Genomic DNA, 15,381 nt, shown 5'->3' on the forward strand with positions numbered 1-15,381 from the left:
TTCATGAAATCCGCCTACCTCGTATTCGTGCGCCGCGCGGCGCTCGCCGCACCGCTCGCCTTCGCGCTTGCCGGCTGCATGTCGTCGACCCCGGTGTGGGACACCCGCTTCGGCGAATCGGTCCGCGCCGTGACGCAGGCCCAGATCATCGATCCGCATGCCGCCGATCACGCGGCAGCGACGACGGTGGTCGACGGCGGCGCGGCCACCTCGGCGCTCGACAACTACGACAAGTCGTTCAAGCAGATCGATCCGCCCACCAATGCATTCGTGATCGGCATCGGCAAGGCCACCCAGTAACGACGGCATGCTCAGGGAGAAAGCCATGAACAGCGCAGCCCGCTATCCGAAAGTCATGCGTCGCAGCCTGCATCGCCAGCGCGGTGCCGTCGCGATCATCGTCGGTCTCGCACTGGCGGTGATGATCGGGTTCGTCGGTCTCGCGCTGGATCTCGGCAAGCTGTACGTCACGCGCAGCGAACTGCAGAACAGCGCCGATGCGTGCGCGCTGTCGGCTGCGCGTGACCTGACCGGGGCCATCAGCCTGACCGTGGCCGAGGCCGACGGCATCGCCGCCGGCCACCTGAATTTCGTGTTCTTCCAGAACAAGTCGGTGCAGATGCTGACGAACACGAACGTGACGTTCAGCGATTCGCTGACCGATGCGTTCCTGACGAAGAACTCGGTCACGACGCCGGCGAACATGAAGTACGTCCAGTGCACGGCGTCGCTGAGCAACATCTCGCACTGGTTCATGGAAGTGCTGAACGTGCTGCCGGGCACCAAGCTCGCGAATGCGGCGACCGTGTCGGCCAGCGCGATCGCGACGGTGGGCGGCGGCCAGACGACCTGCGCGATCCCGGTGTTCGTGTGCCGCACGACCGGGTCGCCGTCCTACAACGTCGGCGACTGGATCACGTCGCCCTCCGGGTCGTCGTCGACCTACGGGCCAGGCAACTTCGGCTGGGCGGCCCTCGACGGCTCGACGAGCGACAGCACCCTGTCCAGCGAGCTGTCGGGCAACACCTGCAACATCACGAGCCCGCCGGACCTCAGCACCACGGGCCTGAAGTCGGCGTCGCTGCGCGCCTGGAATACCCGCTTCGGCATCTATACGAACGGCGCGAACGGCTCGAGCGGCCAGCCCGACTTTACCGGCTACGCGTATGTCGGCCCGAACTACGGCCCGCCCGGAACGGCCGGCATCAAGGGCGACGCATACACGCAGTTCGTGATCGACCGCACGAACTTCACGTCCTACCAGGGCGACGGCACGCCGCCGGCAGGCAGCGGGATCGCGACCAACGGCACCGCGACGGCGAGCAATTACCAGACCTATGGCGGCGACCGCCGCGTCGCGCTCGCCCCGGAAGGCGACTGTTCGACGCTGAACGGGAACAGCGGCAAGGTGCACGTCACGCAGTGGGATTGCGTGCTGATGCTCGATCCCGTGCCGTTCAGCCCCGGCAAGGGCGGGGTCCTCGCGCACCTCGAATACCTCGGCTCGTCGGTGTCCGGCAACAACCCGTGTGCGACACACGGGCTGCCCGGCGACGGCAGCGCATCCGGGACCCAGGTTCCGATGCTCGTTCAATAGCGTTCAATAACGGAGAGACGATCATGAACAAGCGCCTGATTCGCCGTTCGCGCACCCGTGGCGTCGTCGCCGTGGAATTCGCGATCGTGCTGATGCCGATGATCCTGCTTGCGACCGGCGTGGCCGAGTTCGGCCGCGCGATCTACCAGTACGAGACGCTGACCAAGGCGACGCGCGACGCGGCGCGCTACCTGTCGATCTGGCTGCCGACCGACGCCGCGTACCCGGTGTCGGCGGCGCAGTGCCTCGTCGTCTACGGCAACACGACGTGCGGCGCGTCCGGCACCGAGCTGGTGCCGGGGCTCACGACCTCGATGGTGACCATCTGCGACGCGCAGCACACGACCGGCTGCAGCGACACGTCCGACCCGTCGCAGTTCGCGAACCTGCCGACTTACGACGCGAACAACAACACGGCGAGCGGTACGGCGTCGGGCGCCATCAACGTCGTCGAGGTGAAGATCAAGGGCTACAAGTACCAGCCGATTCCCGTGTACCCGGGGCTCACGTCGATCACGTTCGGCAACATCGTCACCGTGATGAGGCAAGTGTCATGAACGCGCGCCATGTCCCGCAGTCACGCCGGCGCGCCCAGCGCGGCTCGGCGCTCGTCGAGTTCGGGCTGATCGCCTCGATCCTGGTCATGCTGCTGATCGGCATCTTCGAATTCGGCCGCGTGCTGTTCTACTGGAATACCGCGAGCGAGGCCGTGCGCCTCGGCGCGCGCACGGCGGTGGTCTGCGACGTGAATGCCGCCGGCGTCGCGAAGCGCGTGACGGCGCTGCTGCCGCTGCTGTCGAGCGCGAACGTGTCGGTGAGCTACACGCCGGCGAACTGCACCGTGAGCACGTGCACCTTCGTGACCGTCAGCGTCACGAACGTCACGGTCAAGACGATGATCCCGTTCGTGAACGTGTCGGTGACGATGCCGCCGTTCACGACGACGCTGCCGCGCGAAAGCCTGACTTCCGCGACCGGCGGTGCCAACTGCAATTGATCGAACAGGCGAGGCACACGAAATGATCAACATCCTCGTAGCTTCCGACGATACCGCGCGGCTCACGCAGATCGCGCGCCTCGTGGCCGACTGCGGACGCTATCGCGCGACCCGCGCGACCGGCCGCCCGTCGCAGATCGAACACCGCACCGACGGGCTCGACGCGTTCGACATCCTGCTGGTCGATGGTACGTCGCTCGACGCGTCCGAGCTGTCGGCGATCGAGCGGATCTGCCGGGTTCACGCCGGGCTGACCTGCATCCTCGTGACGGCGGACGCATCGCCGCACGTGCTGCTCGACGCGATGCGCGCGGGCGCGCGCGACGTGCTGCAGTGGCCGCTCGACCTGCAGGCGCTCGGCAATGCGCTCGAACGCGCGGGCGCGCAAAGCACGCGGCGCGACAGCGACGATACGCGGATCGTGTCGTTCATGTCGTGCAAGGGCGGGGCGGGCACGAGCTTCGCGGCCAGCAACGTCGCATTCGAGATCGCGGAAGGCTTCAAGCGCCGCGTGCTGCTGATCGACCTGAACCAGCAGTTCGCCGACGCCGCGTTTCTCGTCAGCGACGAAACCCCGCCGTCGACGCTGCCTCAGCTGTGCGCGCAGATCGAGCGGCTCGACAGCGCGTTCCTCGACGCAAGCGTCGCGCACGTGACGGAGAACTTCCACGTGCTCGCGGGTGCCGGCGACCCGGTCAAGGCCGCCGAGATGCGCGAGGACGCGCTCGAATGGATCCTCGGCGTCGCCGCGCCGCGCTACGACTTCGTGATCTTCGACATCGGCGTCGGCATCAATCCGCTGTCGATGGTCGCGCTCGATCGCAGCGATCAGATCCAGCTCGTGATGCAGCCTGCGATGCCACACGTGCGCGCCGGCCGTCGGCTGCTGGAGATCCTCGTGTCGCTCGGCTACTCGACCGACCAGATGCGGCTCGTCCTGAACCGCGCGACGCGCGCGAGCGACCGGACCCGCACCGCGCTCGAGGAAGTGCTCGGCATGCACGCCGCTTGCACGATTCCCGACGACACCGACACCGTGCTCGAAGCGGTCAACCAGGGCCATCCCGTGTCGCGGCTCGCACGCGGCACGGCGGTCGCGCGGGCGCTGCAGGGTTACGCGAAACAGCTCGTCGAAGGGGAGGTGCGCGCGGGGCACGGCGCCGCGCGCAGCGAACCGCTGATGTCCAGGTTCTTCGGCCGCAAGGCCACGCCGAAGCTCAAGTCCATGTAATTCTTTCGGGGAATCGATCATGTCATTGCGCGAACAGATGTCGTTGCACCGGACCCCGCCGCTGGCGGCGGGCAGCGAACCGGCCGGCCCGGCGCATTCGTCGGTACGCGACGCGTACCAGAAGCTGCGCCGCGAAATTCACCTGGCCGTGCTCGAGCGCGTCGAGCTGGAGCGCCTGTCGCGGATGCCGCAGGAGCAGGTCCGCCAGGAAATCTCCGCGCTGATCTCGCGCATTCTCGACGACGAGCGGATGCCCGCGAACGACATCGAGCGGCGGCAGCTCGCGATCGACGTGTACGACGAGATGTTCGGTTTCGGTCCGCTCGAAGCGCTGCTGCGCGACCCCGGCATTTCCGACATCCTCGTGAACACGTACCGGCAGGTCTATGTCGAGCGCAGCGGCCAGCTCGAACTGACCGACGTGACGTTCTACGACGATGCGCACCTGATGAAGGTGATCGAGAAGATCGTGTCGCGCGTCGGGCGCCGCATCGACGAATCGAGCCCGATGGTCGATGCACGCCTGCCGGACGGCTCGCGTGTGAACGCGATCATCCCGCCGTCCGCGATCGACGGGCCGCTGATGTCGATCCGGCGTTTCGCGGTCAACCCGCTGAAGATGGACGACCTCGTGCGCTACCACAGCCTCACGCCGCCGATGGCCGAACTGCTCGACGCGCTGTCGCGCGCGAAGGTGAACGTGCTGGTATCGGGCGGCACCGGCAGCGGCAAGACGACGCTGCTCAACATCCTGTCCGGCTTCATTCCGCGCAACGAGCGGATCGTGACGATCGAGGATGCCGCCGAGCTGCAACTGCAGCAGCCGCATGTGCTGCGGCTCGAAACGCGCCCGCCGAACATCGAAGGCAAGGGCGAGATCACGCAGCGCACGCTGGTGCGCAACGCGCTGCGGATGCGCCCGGACCGGATCATCCTCGGCGAAGTGCGCGGTGCGGAAGCGCTCGACATGCTCAACGCGATGAACACCGGCCACGAAGGCTCGCTCGCGACGATTCACGCGAACACGCCGCGCGACGCGCTGACGCGGCTCGAGAACATGATCAGCGTCTCCGGCCTGACGCTGCCGCCGAAGACGATGCGCCAGCAGATCGCGTCGGCGATCTCGGTGGTCGTGCAGGCGGCGCGACTGACGGACGGCAAGCGCAAGATCGTCAGCATTCAGGAACTCACCGGGATGGAAGGCGACATCATCAACATGCAGGAGATCTTCACGTTCAAGCGCACGGGCGTGGACCGCGACGGCTCGGTACGCGGCCACTTCTGCGCGACCGGCGTGCGGCCGAAGTTCGTCGAACGGCTGCAGGCGTTCGGCATCAACCTGCCGGATTCGCTCTACGACCCGTCGCAGCGTTACGAGACGAACTGACGACATGGCGCCGCTTGCGGCCGGGGAGGCCTCATGAACACGATCTTTTACGCCTTTGTGATTCTCACGTTCGTCGCGGTCGTGCTGACGATCGAAGGCGCCTATCAATGGTGGAATGCGCGGCACGGCACCGCCGCGCGCCGGATCGAGTCGCGCATTCGCGCGATGTCGGCCGGCGGCAACGTGCAGCAGGAACGGCTGTCGATCCTGAAGAAGCGGATGCTCGACGAGTCGAAGCCGTTCGACCAGTTGCTGCTGCGGGTGCCGCGCGTGCAGGCGCTCGATCTCGTGATCCAGCAATCGGGCCTCGACTGGACGCTGCCGAAGCTGATCGTGCTCAGCGCGGTGTTCCCGGCGATCGCGTGGCTGGCGCTGAGCTTCGCCACGTTGCCGCAGCTGGCCGCGCTGCCGATCGCGCTGTTCGCCGGATGCTGGCCGACGATGTACGTGATGCGCGCCCGCAGGCGGCGCATGCGCAAGCTCGAACGGCAGTTGCCGGATATCTGCGACATGATTTCGCGCGCGCTGCGTTCCGGTCATTCGTTCACGAGCACGCTCGGGATGGTGAGCGAGGAGTTTCCCGATCCGATGGGCGGCGAGTTCCGGATCACGTTCGACGAGGTCAACTACGGTGTGTCGCTGCACGACGCGCTGATGAATCTCGCGACGCGCGTGCCGGTGCAGGACCTGCGCTATTTCGTGATCGCCGTGCTGATCCAGCGCGAGACCGGCGGCAACCTGGCCGAGCTGCTCGACAGCATCTCCGCGCTGATCCGCGAGCGCTTCAAGCTGTTCGACAAGGTGCGCGTGCTGTCGGCGGAAGGGCGGCTGTCGGCGTGGATTCTCGGGCTGCTGCCGTTCGGTACGGCCGGGGCGATCGCGGTGCTGAACCGCGAGTTCCTGTCGGTGCTCTGGGAAGATCCGGCCGGCATCAGGATGGTCGGCGGGATGCTGGTGACGATGCTCTTCGGCCTGTTGTGGATCCGCCGCATTGTCCGGATTCGCGTCTGACGCGCGAGCTGAATAACGAACCGTAGCGAGACTGTCATGCAAAACCTGAGCGTAGTCCACGCCGTGATGCTGGGCGGCTTGTTCCTCTTCGTGGCCGGCGGCGCCCTGATCGGGATGCTGCTGTTCGCGCCGCGCAATATCCAGCGCCGGATCCAGCAGGCCGGCGGCGCCGGCGCGGGCGCGGGCGACGGCGACGACATGGCGTCGCGCTGGGTCGCGAAGCTGGTGGAGTTGTCCAGCCCGATCTCCAGGCTGTCGGTGCCGAAGGACGGCTGGGAGAATTCGCCGCTGCGCATCCGGCTCATGAATGCCGGCTGGCGCAACCAGAGCGCGGCCGCGCTGTATTTCACCGCGAAGACGATGCTCGCGCTCGCGGTGCCGTGCGCGGCGCTGCTGGTGCTGATCACGACCCGGCTCGGGGATCAGCGCGAACTCCTGTCGGTCATCCTCGTCGTGCTTGCCGGGATCGGCTACTACATCCCGAACATCGTGCTGTCGCAGCGGATCAAGGTGCGCCAGCAGAAGATCTTCGAGGATTTCCCGGACGCGCTCGACCTGCTGACGGTGTGCGTCGAAGCGGGGCTGGGGCTCGACGCGGCGCTGATGAAGGTGAGCGAGGAGCTGCGCTTCAGCAGCGAGGTGGTCTCGAGCGAACTCGACCTGTTGCTGCTCGAGATGCGCTCCGGCTTCACGAAGGAGACGGCGCTGCGCAACCTCGCGCTGCGCACCGGCGTAGAGGACATCGAATCGTTCTGCGCGATGCTGATCCAGGCCGATCGCTTCGGCACGAGCATCAGCGAATCGCTGCGCGTGCTGTCGGACATGCTGCGCACGCGGCGCCGGATGCGTGCGGAGGAGCGGGCCGCGAAGATTGCACTGAAGCTGCTGTTCCCGCTGATCTTCTGCATCTTTCCGTCGCTGATGCTGGTGCTGCTCGGGCCGGCGATGATTCACGTCTATCGCGTGCTGCTGCCGACGTTCGTCGGGATGTCGCAGTAAGCGGCGAGCCGGCGTCATGCCGGGATCGACGCAAACGTCGATAAAGGGTTTGCGTGCCGGGCGGCTACCCCCCGCCGGCCGGCACGGCAACAGGCTTCATGGAGGCTCCCTCCCCAGGCGGCGCCGCGAGACAGGTTGACCATAGCGGCGTCAACGCATCCTGGACCCATGGTCGGCCATGGAACAAGCCGTAGTCCACCGCCTTAGCGGCTGCCCCCTACTGCTAACCTGAATGCCGGCGAAGCTTGCCGGCATCACGTTGTGTGCGATGAAGCGGAGATCGCGGGGCGTGGCCGGCGTTTCCGTGGCATCCCGGACGCAATCGCGGCGATGACAGGATGGGCGCCGCGCTATAGCATGGTCGGCAATCACGGCGCGGCGCGCGCCGTTCCCGGTCGGGAGACGACAGGAAAAACATGCCGACGTTGACGATCGAACCGCTGGAGCCCGACGAGCGGGTGCGGCTGCGCGGCACCAAAGGCGGCGGCCTCTGGCTCGTGGCACTGCTCGTTGCGTATCCCGCCATCCCGGTCGGCTGTGCGTTCCTCACGCATTCGTTCCAGTACCCGCTCATGACACTCGCCGGACTCGCGCTGATCATCGCGGCAGCGTGCCTGACCGTGTTCGCGATCTACCGGTGGAGCGAACACAAGGTATCGCTGGACCTGAAAGCCAACCGGAAGTTCGTGCTCGACACCACGATCGCCCGGCTCGACGAGCGGTATTTCCGCGGTATTTCGAGCTTCTATCTGAGCGTTGTCGAAGACGGTCCCGATGTGCCGCGTCGACGGTTCCAGATCGACAAGGCCGTGCATGACCGGCTGCGCAAAGGCGAACGCATCCGCATTGCCTTCGTGCCGGTTTCGGGGCGCGTGCTGGAGATCGAATCGGATTCGTACCGGTACCGCATCTGAATCCGGGACGATTCGGCGCGCGAGAGCGCCGTCGGTCGCGTTGCGCGTAATGCTGCGGAAAGGTTCGATCCCGACGACTGTTTCTTCCATCGCGCGAATCGCATCGATACCTTGAGTTTCATCATCCGGCGCGCTACATTGCCGCTCGCAGAATTCCGCACGGACTCCTGCGCACCTTGTAACGCGTACGTAAGGAACCCCCGATGGGGCAACAGGCGGAAGGCAACGACGACAATCCGGGCAGCGCGGCCGGCCGCGACGCACTCGCGCCGGTCGCAGGGGCCGCCGCGTTGCTGGTCGCCGCGCTCGGCACGCTGGGCGCCGTCGACATCCTGCCCGCCGACCTGCGCTGGTGCGCACCGCTTGCCAGCGCATGGTGCAACGTGCTCGTCGTCGCGATCGGTGTGCTGCTCGCCGGACGCGTGCGCCGCCATCCCCCGGAAGGATCGGCCGCCACACTGATCGGCGACTGGCTGCGCAATGCGTTCAGCCGCAAGCAGGAACCGGAGCACGACGACAACCCGTGGCCGGCGATCGCCGCCGCGATCGACTGGCGGCCGTGGGCCGTTACCGCCGGCGGTGCGCTCTCCGTCGTGCTGGCCGCGCTCGCGTGGCAGCCGCCGTCGCCCGTCATGCTGGTTCGCGCGCTGGCTGCGCCCGAACCCACGCTCGCGGCCGGCGCGGCATGCATCGTCCTCGCGTTTCTTACCCTCGTCGCCGAACGCCATCATGCCGCGGCCGCAAGCGGTTCGGCCGTTTCAGCGTCGCTCATGCGGGTGCTGCGCGTCGCGCTCGTCACCGCGCTCGCGGGTGCGCTGGCCGCCGCATGGTTCGCGTTCCGGCATCGCACGGCGGACTGGCTCGTGCATGCGGTCGCGCTGCTCAACGCGGCCGTTGCCGCCGAGCTCGCCCTGCGCGGCGTGCTGTCGTGGTTTGCGCTGCCGCGCGGCGCAGTCGTGCCGACCAGCGCGATCGCCGGGCTGCTGAGCCGTCGCCCGTCGCCGTTCGCGTCGCTCGGTGCCGAACTGCGCCATCGTTACGGCATCGACCTGCGGCAGAGCTGGGGCTGGCGCAGCTTCGTGCGGCTGCTGCCTGCCGCGCTTGCCGCTACCTTTGCCTGCGCGTGGCTGCTCACCGCCGTCGTCGTGCTGAACCCGGAGCAGCGCGCGGTCTATGAACGGTTCGGCGCGCCGGTCGCGGTCTGGCAGCCGGGCCTGCACGTCGGCCTGCCCTGGCCGTTCGGGCGTGCGCGCATCGTCGACAACGGCGCGGTGCACCAGGTCGCGATCGCGGGCAGCGCGAACGACGGCAGCGCCGATACGCCGGCCGTGCCCGCCGATGGCCCGACACCCGAACGCCTCGACCGTCTGTGGGATGTGCCGCATCCGTGGGAAACCACCCAGGTGATTGCCGGCGCGAACGGCGACCGCCAGAACTTCCAGATCGTCAACGCCGACGTGCGGGTCGACTACCGTCTCGGCCCGACCGATGCCGACGCACGCGCCGCGCTCTATCGCACGATCGACCCGGAAAGCACGGTACGCACGAGCGCGAATCGCGAACTCGTGCACTACCTCGCGTCGCATACGCTCGAATCGCTGCTCGAAACGAATCAGGCCGCGATGGCCGATCAGTTGAAGCGCGCGATCCAGCAGCAGCTCGACCAGCTGCAAAGCGGCGTCGACGTGATCGCGGTTGTGATCGAGAGCGTGCATCCGCCGACCGGTGCGGCTGCTGCCTTCCACGACGTCCAGGCCGCGCAGATCCGCGCGCAGGGCAGCGTCGCGCAGGCGCGCGGCTTCGCGGCCGGACTGCTCGGCAACGCGCAGCAGCAGGCGCTCGAACGGGTCGCGCACGCCGAAGCACAAGCCGGCGATACGGTGTCGTCGGCGCGCGTGCAGCAGATCGATTTCGACGCCGACCTGGTCGCGTACCGGCTCGGCGGCCCCGCGTTCCCGTTCGAGTATTACCTCGACCGGCTGCAGCGCGGCTTGCGCAACGCACGCATGACGATCATCGACGACCGGCTTGCAGACGGCACGCGGGCGACCGTCGATCTTCGCAATACACCTGCCGGCGACCTGGCCGGCATCCATTGACATGTCGCGGCGATTTCCACGCGGGCGGCGCACCACGGCGGCAGGCCGTGCCGCCGCACCGCACGCGGACGCCGCCGCACCCGGGGCGATATCGTGAGTCTGTTTCATTCGCACACGCATGACCATGCGCACCACGGCCATGGCCACGACCACCCTCATCACGCGCATCACGGCGCGCCGCAGCCGCCCGGCGCGTTCCGCCTGCGCATCGCCGTCGCGCTGCTGTGCGTGCTCGTCGCGCTCGCGGTCGCGAGCTTCGTGCAGGTGCGGGCCGGCGAGGCCTCGGTGATCACGCGCTTCGGGCGGCCCGTGCGCGTGCTGCTCGAACCCGGGCTTGCGTGGCGCCTGCCTGCGCCGATCGATGCGGTAACGCCCGTCGACCTGCGCCTGCACACCACGTCGAGCGGCCTGCAGGACGTCGGTACCCGCGACGGGCTGCGCATCATCGTCGAAGCGTACGTCGCGTGGCGCGTGCCGGCCGATGCGCGCGACATCGGGCGTTTCATGCGGGCGGTCGGCAACGAGCCGGACGAAGCGGCGCGGCAGATCCGCTCGCTCGTCGGGTCCGCACTGCAGACGACGTCCGCCGGGTACGATCTCGCGTCGCTCGTGAACACCGATCCGGCGCAGGTGAAGATCGACGAATTCGAGGAGGCGCTGCGCCGGCAGATCGACGCGCAGCTCTATGCGGCGTACGGCGTGCGCGTCGCCCAGGTCGGGCTCGAACGGCTCACGCTGCCGGCCGTCACGCTTGCCGCGACGGTCGACCGGATGAGCGCCGAACGCGAGACCGTCGCGGCGCAGCGTACCGCGGACGGCAATCGCGAGGCCGCGCAGATCCGCTCGGACGCCGAGCGCGACGCCCGCATCGCGCTGGCCGATGCGAACGTGAAGGCGGCCGGCATCGAAGCGCAATCGCGCAAGGACGCGGCCGACATCTACGGCAAGAGCTACGCAGGCAACCCGCACCTGTACACGATGCTGCGTTCGCTCGACACGCTGAACGCGGTGGTCGGCACCAATACGAACCTGATCCTGCGCACCGACGCCGCGCCGTTCCGCGTGCTCGTGCAGGGCCCGGCCGACGCGCCGGGGCAGGCCGCGCCGGCGCCCAAGGCGCACAAGGCCGCGCGATGAGCGATTCGTCCGCACCGCCGCTCGGGCCGGGCGCGCAGGCCGTGCGCCTGTCGTTCTGGTTCGTCGCCGCGCTCGCGGTGCTCGCCGCATGCGCGTGGGCCGGCTCGAACATCCGGCGGATTCCGGCGGACAGCCGCGCGGTCGTGATGCGCTTCGGCGCGCTCGTGCGCACCCAGGACGCGGGGCTCGTGATCGCCTGGCCGCAGCCGTTCGAGTCGGTCCTGCTCGTGCCGGGCGCCGCGCGTGTGCTCGAGCAGCGGATCCGCTCGCTCGACCGCGATCCGCGCTCGCTCGGGCCGTCCGCGCAGGGCGTCGCGCGGCTGCCCGACGCGCTTGCCGGTTCAGGCTACGTGCTGACGGGTGACGGCGGCGCGGTCGCGTTGAGCGCGGTCCTCTATTACCGGGTCAGCGATCCGTACGCGTACGTGCTGCAGCGGGAGCGTCTCGACGCGGCGCTCGAGCGGATCGTGTCCGCGTCGGCCGTCGAGGTCGCGGCGACCCGCGATCTCGACGCGATCCTGGTCGCGCGGCCCGAGCAGCTGGCCGCCGACCGGCAGATGGCCGCGCGTCGCGAACGCTTGCGCGGCGATCTCGCCGACGCGATCGCGCGGCACCTGCGCGCACTCGACGCGGCGCATGCGGGGCTCGGCGTCGAAGTCGCGCGCGTCGATGTGCAGCCTGCGTTTCCCGGGGCGGCCGCCGACGCGTTCAACGCGGTGCTGACGTCGCTGCAGGTCGCCGAGCGGACCATCGCCGAAGCCCGCACCGCCGCCGAACAGCGGCGCCAGGACGCGCAGCAGGATGCCGACCGGATCGTCCAGGATGCGCAGGCACATGCGGCCGAACGCGTCGCGACCGCGCAGACCGACACGCTGGAGATCCGGCAGCTCGACGCGACACTGCGCGAGAACGGCGATCCGGGGCTGCTGGCACGGCTGTATCGCGATCGCGTGCAGCGCGTGCTGTCGAAAGCCGGGCGCGTGACGACGATCGATCCGCACGACACCTCGAACCTGATCCTGCCCGGAAACGCCCGATGAATTCGCTCGCCGAACCGGCCACGCCGCCGGACGCCGCACCCGCCGGCACGACGGCATATGCGCTGTCCTCCGACGAGCGCCGCACGATCACGCGGCAGATCGCGCTGGCGCTGCTCGCGGGCGGCCTGCTCGTGCTGTCGATCGCGTGGCGCCTGCTGTCGGCCGGCGGCGACACGCTCGCCCAACTGCTCGCCGCGCTTGCGTCGCTGATCGTCGCGGGGCCGGTGTTCACGAGTGCGTGGCACAGCCTGCGCGCGCCGAGCCTGCACGGCGTGACCGATCGCCTGATCGCGCTCGCGATGCTGGCCGCGTGGGCGACCGGCGACATGACGACGGCCGCGCTGCTGCCGATCGTGATGACGTTCGGCCATGCGCTCGAGGAGCGCAGCGTGCTCGGTTCGCAGGAAGCGATCCGCGCGCTCGGCCGGCTGACGGCCGGCCGCGTGCGGCGCATCGGCACCGACGGCAGTGTCGTCGAAGTCGACTATGACGCGCTGCGTGCGGGCGATCGCATCGAAGTGGTGGCCGGTGCGCGCATTCCGGTCGACGGCATCGTGGCGACGGGCACGTCGAGCGTCGACAACGGGCCGATCACCGGCGAATCCGTCCCGCTCGACGTCGAAGCCGGCAGCGTGGTTTATGGCGGCGCGCTGAATCTCGACGGCGTGCTGCGCATCGAGGTCACTCATACCGGCAAGGATTCGACGCTCGGCAAGATCATCGCGCTGATGCAGCATGCGGAGCAGGCGAAACCGCCCGTCACGCAGGTGCTCGAGCGGCACATGGGCGCGTATCTCGCGCTGGTCCTGCTGATTGCGGCGATCGTCTGGTTCACGTCCGCGAACGCGTCGGCGATGCTCGCGGTCATCGTGGCCGCGTGTCCGTGCGCGCTGGTGCTTGCCGCGCCGTCCACGGCCATCGCGGGGATCGCGGTGGGCGCGCGGCACGGCATCCTGTTTCGCAATGCCGCGTTCCTCGACAAGATCGCCGAGGTCGATTCGCTCGTGATCGACAAGACGGGCACGCTCACCCGCGGCGAATTGCAGGTGCGCCAGGTGTGGCTGCAGCCCGGCGCCGACGGCGCGCAGGCGCGTGCGCTGGCCGCGCGGCTCGGCGAAAGCAGCGCGCACCCGGCGAGCCGCGCGCTCGTTCGCGATGCCGCCGCGTCTGGCCTCACCGGCGCCGCCGTTGCGCCGTTCGAACGCACGCGGGAGCTGCGCGGGCTCGGTGTCGTCGCCGAGACGCCGGACGGCGCGGCGGTGCTGGGCCGGCCCGCGCTGCTGGCCGACCACGTCGACGGGTTGCCGGCGGCGCCGGACGGTTTCGACGGGCCGCTCGTCGGCCTCGCGCTCGGTGGGCGGCTGCTCGCGTGGTTCGGTTTCGCCGACACGCTGCGGCCCGACGCGCGCGAGGCGCTCGCCGAGCTGCGGACGCTGGGCCTGGCGCGGCAGACGCTGCTGACGGGCGACCTCGAGCGCGTCGCCAGCAAGGTTGCGGCCGAGACGGGCATCGAGACGGTGGTCGCGCAGGCGCTGCCGCATGACAAGCTCGACTACGTGATGCGCGAGATCGGCGCGGGCCTGCATCCGCTCGTCGTCGGCGACGGGCTGAACGACGTGCTGGCGATCAAGGCCGGCTCGACCAGCATTGCGATGGGCGAGCGCGGCGTCGACATCGCGATCGCGTCGGCCGACGTCGTGCTGCTGGGCGACGACCTGCGGCGGATTCCGACCTGCATCCGCCTGGGCCGGCAGTGCCGGCGCACGGCGACGGCCAATGCGGCGATCGGCCTCGCGTGGACGCTCGCGGTGATCGCGCTGGCCGCGACCGGCGTGCTCGGCGCGGTGTGGGCGGCGATCCTGCATAACGTCGGCACGTTCATCGTGATCGCCAACGCCGGCCGGCTGCTGCGGATCGACGAGGCGGATCGCACCGCTTGATCGAAAACGGCGTGCGTGACGGATGCGATACGGGCGATGGCCGGCAATCGATCGGCATCCTCACTGAAAGTGATGCACATACCGTAGCACCATCCGCGTGCCTTGCGGCCGGTTCCGCGCATAGGTCTCGAAATATGCGTTGAACATCAGGTGATCCTGCGGCGAGAAGCTGTACATGGCCCCCGGACCGATCGCGAACACGGCCTCGCGCGTGCCCGCCACGTCCTGCCCGTTTTCCTTCATGTCGGTGGTTTGCCGCAGCCAGTAGCCGTTGAGCCCCAGCCGCAGGCCGGGACGCACCTCATACTCGGTCGCGAAGTTCGCGTGGATGGCCTGGCCGGCCTGTGTCGACGTCACGTCCGGGCCCAGCGACGTGGCCGGCTGATGGTTGGTCGCGTTCCATAAATAATGCAGCCGCCACGACACGGTCCACTTGGGCGTGAGCCACAACGTCGCCGCCCAGTACGGATCGAACGACCAGAAATGGCTGCCGGGGTTGATCGCACGCGACGGATCGTACGCGCCGGTCGGTGCGATGAACTGGAATTCCACGCGCTGCGCGAAGCGCGGGCCTTGCGCGCCCATCACCGGATCGAACTGGATAAACGGGCCGATCAGCAGGTCGCCGAAGCCCGCACGCGCATTCAGCGCGACGTTGCCGATGCCGTCGTCGGTGCGCGCGGACGCGATCCACGGCAGGATCACGTCGAGGCCGGGATGCACGCCTGCGAACGTCAGTGGCGACTGATAGACGAGCTGGCTCAGCCCCGCGAACAGGTCGATGTCCTGCTTCGGCAACCCGACCTTGCTGCCCGCGTTGTCGTTGACGCGGCCGGCCGTGTAGTACTGCAGGTACTGCGTGCCGTACCAGCCGGAGCCGGCCGGTGGCATGCCGTCAAGGAAGCTGGTCATGCCGAGGTTGACCGCCGGCAGGTCGGCTGCACTGGCCGGCGCGCTTGCGGCCAAGCCGGCGATCGTGAGACCTGCGACGACGCGCAGGCGAGAGCCGAATGTCATGTTCACCACCTC

General features: G+C 68.7%; 14 protein-coding genes. 13 read left to right on the top strand and 1 reads right to left on the bottom strand.

Annotated elements, in window-relative coordinates; genetic code table 11:
* Positions 1-3 precede the first annotated feature (3 nt).
* The 13 genes from ACPTTF_RS35235 (at position 4) to ACPTTF_RS35295 (ending at position 14,352) form a co-directional block, all read left to right on the top strand.
* Positions 4-300 carry a hypothetical protein gene (locus ACPTTF_RS35235; protein ID WP_166958208.1) on the top strand — a complete coding sequence of 99 codons (297 nt, stop codon included), beginning with the start codon at positions 4-6 and terminating at the stop codon, positions 298-300.
* Between the two features lie 25 nt (positions 301-325).
* A complete protein-coding gene (locus ACPTTF_RS35240) occupies positions 326-1,597 on the top strand; it encodes a pilus assembly protein TadG-related protein (protein ID WP_166958206.1) in 1,272 nt (423 codons plus the stop codon).
* A gap of 23 nt (positions 1,598-1,620) precedes the next feature.
* Positions 1,621-2,154, top strand: a complete 534-nt coding sequence (locus tag ACPTTF_RS35245) for a TadE/TadG family type IV pilus assembly protein (protein WP_166958204.1) — start codon at positions 1,621-1,623, stop codon at positions 2,152-2,154.
* Positions 2,151-2,594 carry a TadE/TadG family type IV pilus assembly protein gene (locus tag ACPTTF_RS35250; RefSeq protein ID WP_166958202.1) on the top strand — a complete coding sequence of 148 codons (444 nt, stop codon included), beginning with the start codon at positions 2,151-2,153 and terminating at the stop codon, positions 2,592-2,594. The genes ACPTTF_RS35245 and ACPTTF_RS35250 overlap by 4 nt, the downstream gene beginning before the upstream one ends.
* Positions 2,595-2,616: 22 nt before the next feature.
* A complete protein-coding gene (locus tag ACPTTF_RS35255) occupies positions 2,617-3,825 on the top strand; it encodes an AAA family ATPase (RefSeq protein ID WP_423372199.1) in 1,209 nt (402 codons plus the stop codon).
* A 19-nt stretch (positions 3,826-3,844) separates the two neighbouring features.
* Positions 3,845-5,212, top strand: coding sequence for a CpaF family protein (locus tag ACPTTF_RS35260; RefSeq protein ID WP_166958198.1), 1,368 nt, complete (start codon positions 3,845-3,847; stop codon positions 5,210-5,212).
* A 33-nt stretch (positions 5,213-5,245) separates the two neighbouring features.
* Complete coding sequence (locus ACPTTF_RS35265) at positions 5,246-6,223, top strand: type II secretion system F family protein (RefSeq protein ID WP_423372200.1); 978 nt, start codon at positions 5,246-5,248, stop codon at positions 6,221-6,223.
* Between the two features lie 36 nt (positions 6,224-6,259).
* Positions 6,260-7,222 carry a type II secretion system F family protein gene (locus tag ACPTTF_RS35270; RefSeq protein ID WP_166958194.1) on the top strand — a complete coding sequence of 321 codons (963 nt, stop codon included), beginning with the start codon at positions 6,260-6,262 and terminating at the stop codon, positions 7,220-7,222.
* A 416-nt stretch (positions 7,223-7,638) separates the two neighbouring features.
* On the top strand, positions 7,639-8,136 hold the full coding sequence (locus tag ACPTTF_RS35275) for a hypothetical protein (protein WP_423372201.1): 498 nt from the start codon (positions 7,639-7,641) through the stop codon (positions 8,134-8,136).
* A gap of 203 nt (positions 8,137-8,339) precedes the next feature.
* Positions 8,340-10,235, top strand: a complete 1,896-nt coding sequence (locus ACPTTF_RS35280) for an SPFH domain-containing protein (protein WP_423372202.1) — start codon at positions 8,340-8,342, stop codon at positions 10,233-10,235.
* Between the two features lie 93 nt (positions 10,236-10,328).
* Positions 10,329-11,372 (top strand): protease modulator HflC, encoded by a 1,044-nt coding sequence (gene hflC, locus ACPTTF_RS35285; protein ID WP_423372203.1) that lies wholly within the window; start codon positions 10,329-10,331, stop codon positions 11,370-11,372.
* Entirely contained in the window at positions 11,369-12,412 is a 1,044-nt protein-coding gene (hflK, locus tag ACPTTF_RS35290) for a protease modulator HflK (RefSeq protein WP_423372204.1), read from the top strand. Before hflC ends, hflK begins: the two co-directional genes overlap by 4 nt.
* Positions 12,409-14,352: a heavy metal translocating P-type ATPase gene (locus ACPTTF_RS35295; protein WP_423372205.1), complete on the top strand. Its 1,944-nt coding sequence runs from the start codon at positions 12,409-12,411 to the stop codon at positions 14,350-14,352. Before hflK ends, ACPTTF_RS35295 begins: the two co-directional genes overlap by 4 nt.
* Before the next feature lie 60 nt (positions 14,353-14,412).
* Here the strand turns inward: ACPTTF_RS35295 and ACPTTF_RS35300 are convergent, their stop codons facing one another.
* The gene (locus ACPTTF_RS35300) at positions 14,413-15,369 is read right to left on the bottom strand and encodes a SphA family protein (protein ID WP_423372206.1); all 957 of its coding nucleotides are present in this window, start codon (positions 15,367-15,369) and stop codon (positions 14,413-14,415) included.
* Positions 15,370-15,381 lie beyond the last annotated feature (12 nt).

Source organism: Burkholderia crassaminum, assembly GCF_964265005.1.
Classification (GTDB): domain Bacteria; phylum Pseudomonadota; class Gammaproteobacteria; order Burkholderiales; family Burkholderiaceae; genus Burkholderia.

What these genes read in the sequence shown, in the direction of transcription:
- ACPTTF_RS35275 (WP_423372201.1), top strand. Translation starts at nt 7,639, where the DNA reads ATGCCGACGTTGACGATCGAACCGCTGGAGCCCGACGAGCGGGTGCGG.
- ACPTTF_RS35280 (WP_423372202.1), top strand. Translation starts at nt 8,340, where the DNA reads ATGGGGCAACAGGCGGAAGGCAACGACGACAATCCGGGCAGCGCGGCC.
- ACPTTF_RS35265 (WP_423372200.1), top strand. Translation starts at nt 5,246, where the DNA reads ATGAACACGATCTTTTACGCCTTTGTGATTCTCACGTTCGTCGCGGTC.
- ACPTTF_RS35270 (WP_166958194.1), top strand. Translation starts at nt 6,260, where the DNA reads ATGCAAAACCTGAGCGTAGTCCACGCCGTGATGCTGGGCGGCTTGTTC.
- ACPTTF_RS35245 (WP_166958204.1), top strand. Translation starts at nt 1,621, where the DNA reads ATGAACAAGCGCCTGATTCGCCGTTCGCGCACCCGTGGCGTCGTCGCC.
- ACPTTF_RS35255 (WP_423372199.1), top strand. Translation starts at nt 2,617, where the DNA reads ATGATCAACATCCTCGTAGCTTCCGACGATACCGCGCGGCTCACGCAG.
- ACPTTF_RS35240 (WP_166958206.1), top strand. Translation starts at nt 326, where the DNA reads ATGAACAGCGCAGCCCGCTATCCGAAAGTCATGCGTCGCAGCCTGCAT.
- hflK (WP_423372204.1), top strand. Translation starts at nt 11,369, where the DNA reads ATGAGCGATTCGTCCGCACCGCCGCTCGGGCCGGGCGCGCAGGCCGTG.
- ACPTTF_RS35300 (WP_423372206.1), bottom strand. Translation starts at nt 15,369, where the DNA reads ATGACATTCGGCTCTCGCCTGCGCGTCGTCGCAGGTCTCACGATCGCC.
- ACPTTF_RS35235 (WP_166958208.1), top strand. Translation starts at nt 4, where the DNA reads ATGAAATCCGCCTACCTCGTATTCGTGCGCCGCGCGGCGCTCGCCGCA.
- ACPTTF_RS35250 (WP_166958202.1), top strand. Translation starts at nt 2,151, where the DNA reads ATGAACGCGCGCCATGTCCCGCAGTCACGCCGGCGCGCCCAGCGCGGC.
- ACPTTF_RS35260 (WP_166958198.1), top strand. Translation starts at nt 3,845, where the DNA reads ATGTCATTGCGCGAACAGATGTCGTTGCACCGGACCCCGCCGCTGGCG.
- ACPTTF_RS35295 (WP_423372205.1), top strand. Translation starts at nt 12,409, where the DNA reads ATGAATTCGCTCGCCGAACCGGCCACGCCGCCGGACGCCGCACCCGCC.